This window comes from Gordonia amicalis NBRC 100051 = JCM 11271, from assembly GCF_000332995.1.
GTDB classification, from domain to species: domain Bacteria; phylum Actinomycetota; class Actinomycetes; order Mycobacteriales; family Mycobacteriaceae; genus Gordonia; species Gordonia amicalis.
In genome coordinates, this window is the sequence record NZ_BANS01000011.1 from 1 (window position 1) to 3,581 (window position 3,581).

Below are 3,581 nucleotides of genomic sequence, written 5' to 3' on the forward strand. Positions count from 1 at the left end.
CGGTGCCGGCTCAACCGGCGCAGGCAGCGAAAAGTCTAGTGATAAATAACTGATTCTCAGATATAGTTGTCAGGAGTTCGCGACCGGACGGTCACCGTCCCCCTGAGCTCGGGCCGGGAGTCGGTATGTGTGCCCGACTCCCGGCCCGATACCCCGGTCTCAGGCCGAGGCCGGCGAACTGTGCACGAATCGGGTGCGGATCGCCTCGAGGTCGGCGTCGTCGAGTTCGAGGCCGCGGGTCAGGTAACCGTCGAGACCGCCGTAGGAGTCGTCGGCCGCTTCGTACGCGACATCGAGATACCTGCTGTCGCAGGAGAAGGCGGGCTCGTAGGCGGGCACACGTTCGGAGCCGAGGTTCTCGAGGATCGAATCCAGGGTGGCCTGTCTGCTGGTGACCGCATAGGTGTCGGTCAGCAGGTAGTCCTCCAGCATCACCTCGCGGTCGACGCCGGCGATGTGGTGGAGGAGTACGGCGGCCCAGCCGGTCCGGTCTTTGCCGGCGGCGCAATGGAACAGCTGGGGGCCGTCGGTACGCGCGATCGTCCGCAGCAGGCTGGCGAAGCCCGCCCGGCAGGCCGGGTCCGTCACGAAGGTCTGATAGTTCACCAGCATCGCCTGGTAGGTCTGTGCCGCGGTCATCAGCGAGGAGACCTCGGACTCGGGGATGCCGGGAACCGGGTGGTGGTGCCACCGGGCGCCGCGGATCTCGACGTTCGGATGCCTGGCGACCTCGTTGGGTTGGCGCAGATCGTGGATGGCGGTCAGGCCGAACGTGGCCATGGTGGCCAGATCGTCGGCGTCGAGTTCGAGGCGGTTGGAACGGAACAGGACCCCGCGCCGTAACCGGCCACCGGCCGCGGCGTAGCCGTCGCCGGTCCCCGCGAGGTCGCGGAAGTTGTCGGCGGAGAGCAGCCGGGGGAGTGCGGCGACGGCTTCGGGTGTCGGAGTTGCCTGGTGCGTCGTCGGTGTGAACCGTCCTTCGTCTGGGGGTCGAGGTCGTCCGCGAGAACGCCGGCGAGTTCTGTCCACTGGGACAGGGGTGCATCGCTGGAATCGCTGAGTACGTGCAGGGCCAGGTGATCGGCGCCGGCGTCGCGCTGCTGCCTCATCCGCTCCCTGATCTGGTCCGGGTCGGGGCCGGCGACCAGTGCGTCGACGAGCCGGTCGCTGCCCCCGCCGGAGAAATCCCCGTCGTCGAATCCCATGGCTCGCAGATTCTTCTGGTATCCCGGAAGGTGCAGGTAGTTCCCGAGATTGGCCCGTCCGAGACGGCGGCGATCGGCCGCGTCGCCGGTGGTGACGACCTTGACCTCGGTGGCCAGCGTCGCGGTCGATCCGAGCCATTCGCGCTGGCGGGCGGTGCGTTCGGGGGTCACGAGCTGGGTGATCGCCCCGTGGGTGCGTCGACCGGCGAGCTCGAGCATCTTGGGACCGTTCGCGCCGATCATGCACGGGATCGGCTGCGGTCGACTCGCCTCGAGAGTGTCAAGGTAATTCTCGAGCAGGGACAACGGATTACGGTAACTGCCTGGCGGCGCCATCGACGGATGGCTGACGCCGACGCCCAACACCATCCGGTTCGTGGGGTCGTCCCACGTGCGGGCGAGGTCGGCGGCCGCCAGGTCCCAGATGCTCAATACCGCGGTGGCGGTGACGATCTCGGTGGTGGCCGCGGTGATCTCGGTGAGGGCGGAGAGGTCCCCTCGTACGTCGGCGAGCCACAGCGTCTGGAATGACGCGCGTTCGGCGCATCGCCCGGTGTCGGCCGCTCCGCTACGCCGCGCGCGGCCGAGACTGGTGAATACTCCGGTGGAACCGACTCTCGCAGAAGACATGCCATTACTCTAGTACTAGACTAATGGCTTTACCGGTGTCGTTTTCAGGCGTCCCCGGCCGAGTGGCGCATCGCGGTCAGTGCGGCACGGAGCTGTTCGACGTCCTGGATGGTGCTGCCTTTCATCCCGAAGTCGATGGCCGTCAGGGCGCGGGTGGCCTCGTCGACCTTCGTGCGGCCCGCCTTGGTGATCGTGACACAGGTCGCGCGCCGGTCCGTCGGATGGGGGCTGCGCTCGAGGAGGTCACGCGCCTCGAGGCGGTCGGTGGCCAGGGTGGCCGTGGTCGCGTGGACGAGGAGGTTGCGGGCCAGGCTCGAGATCAGGCGGGTGCCGGTCTCCGACAGCTGCAACGTCATCAGCAGCAGATAGTCGGTCATGTTCAGGCCGTGGGCCTTGAGCTCGGAATCGACGGAATCGGCGACGATGCGCTGGTAACGCAACAGGGACGTCATGGCGAGAAAGCGCTGCTCGTCGCCGTCGAGTCCCTGTTGCTCCCAGTAGTGTTTGGCCCAATCGACCGGATCGGTGATGTCAGGCATTCTCTTTGCGCGTGCCACGTGTTCCCCTCAACCGATATGCGGTGATCCTGTAGAATGAGATTGCTCAATTGTATATAACTCTATGGATGCACCGTAGGGGAACGCCGATCGCCTACAGTGTGACCTTCACCGCGTCGACCTTCACCGCGTGACGCGATCGCATCGCCTTCTTGTCCAGCTTCCCCACGGCTGTGCGCGGTAGGGAGTCGGTCAGATGGATTTCCTTGGGAATCTTGTAACCGGCCAGGAGGGCTCGACCACGGGTCGCGATGTCGGCGGGGTCCGGCGGCTTCGCACTGTCGGCCGGCACGATGAGTGCGACCAGCCGCTCGCCCATCGCCTCGTCGGGAATCCCGAAGCAGGCGACGTCGGCAACCTCGGGCAGGGTGCAGAGCGCCTGCTCGACCTCCGCCGGATAGATGTTGACTCCGCCCGACACCACCATGTCCGACAACCGGTCGGTGATCCAGACGTAACCGTCGGCATCCATGCGACCGATCTCGCCGAGGGTGAACTCGTTGCCGCTACGCACGCCGGAGGTGTAGCTGATCCCGTGCCCCGAGGTGTCCCGGAACCACAGGGGCCCTTCGGTACCGGGTGGTGCGGGATTGCCGTGCTCGTCGGCGATGTAGGCCTCGAACGGAGGCACCGCCCGTCCCACCGAGCCGGGGCGGTCGAGCCAGTCCTGTGCGCTGATCATGCAGGTGGTGCCGACCTCGCTGGCGCCGTAGCTGTAATGACCAGGGACGTTGTGGACGGTGTGGCGCCAGTGAATAGGTGAGGACCTCCGGTATCGGTGTGGTTACCACAACACACGCCGCTACCAAGAGGTCCTCATGTCCCACGCTAATGCCTTACTGACCCCAAAGGGGCGTCTGAAACTCGCTTCGGTGCTCATCGATGAGGGCTGGTCGATCCGCCGAGCCGCCGAACGGTTCCAGTGCTCGCCCACCACAGCCAAGAAATGGGCCGACCGCTATCGGGACGGCGGGCCCGCGGCGATGGCTGATCGATCCAGCCGACCCCACCGCAGCCCCAATCGGACCCCCACACGCTGCGAACGGCGAATCATCAACCTGCGCTTCACCCGCCGCTGGGGACCACACCGCATCGCCTACCACCTCCAACTGCCCTGCAGCACCGTCGGAGCGGTGTTACGCCGGTATCAGATGCCGCTGCTACGGCATCTCGACCACAACACGGGCTT

The 3,581-nt window shown here is 66.2% G+C and carries 4 protein-coding genes and 1 pseudogene; 1 reads left to right on the forward strand and 4 read right to left on the reverse strand.

The features are described 5' to 3' along the window. Positions 1-159: 159 nt before the first annotated feature. The 4 genes and pseudogenes from GOAMI_RS05545 to GOAMI_RS05560 form a co-directional block, all read right to left on the reverse strand. A complete protein-coding gene (locus GOAMI_RS05545; protein ID WP_024498639.1) occupies positions 160-1,029 on the reverse strand; it encodes a tyrosine-protein phosphatase in 870 nt (289 codons plus the stop codon). Further along, positions 1,017-1,835, reverse strand: a pseudogene (locus tag GOAMI_RS22310) (TIGR03620 family F420-dependent LLM class oxidoreductase); the annotation flags it as partial. The pseudogene GOAMI_RS22310 and the gene GOAMI_RS05545, both read right to left, overlap by 13 nt. Positions 1,836-1,879: 44 nt before the next feature. After that, a complete protein-coding gene (locus GOAMI_RS05555; protein ID WP_051349605.1) occupies positions 1,880-2,374 on the reverse strand; it encodes a MarR family winged helix-turn-helix transcriptional regulator in 495 nt (164 codons plus the stop codon). A gap of 112 nt (positions 2,375-2,486) precedes the next feature. Next, positions 2,487-3,149, reverse strand: a complete 663-nt coding sequence (locus GOAMI_RS05560) for a class I adenylate-forming enzyme family protein (RefSeq protein WP_159406169.1) — start codon at positions 3,147-3,149, stop codon at positions 2,487-2,489. A 61-nt stretch (positions 3,150-3,210) separates the two neighbouring features. Here GOAMI_RS05560 and GOAMI_RS22495 point away from each other — a divergent pair. Further along, a partial coding sequence (locus GOAMI_RS22495) for an IS481 family transposase (protein WP_006435424.1) occupies positions 3,211-3,581 on the forward strand: 371 nt, incomplete at its 3' end.

Bases quoted from the DNA above. Each gene is read 5' to 3' on its own strand.
- GOAMI_RS05555 (WP_051349605.1), bottom strand. From the start codon at position 2,374: ATGCCTGACATCACCGATCCGGTCGATTGGGCCAAACACTACTGGGAG.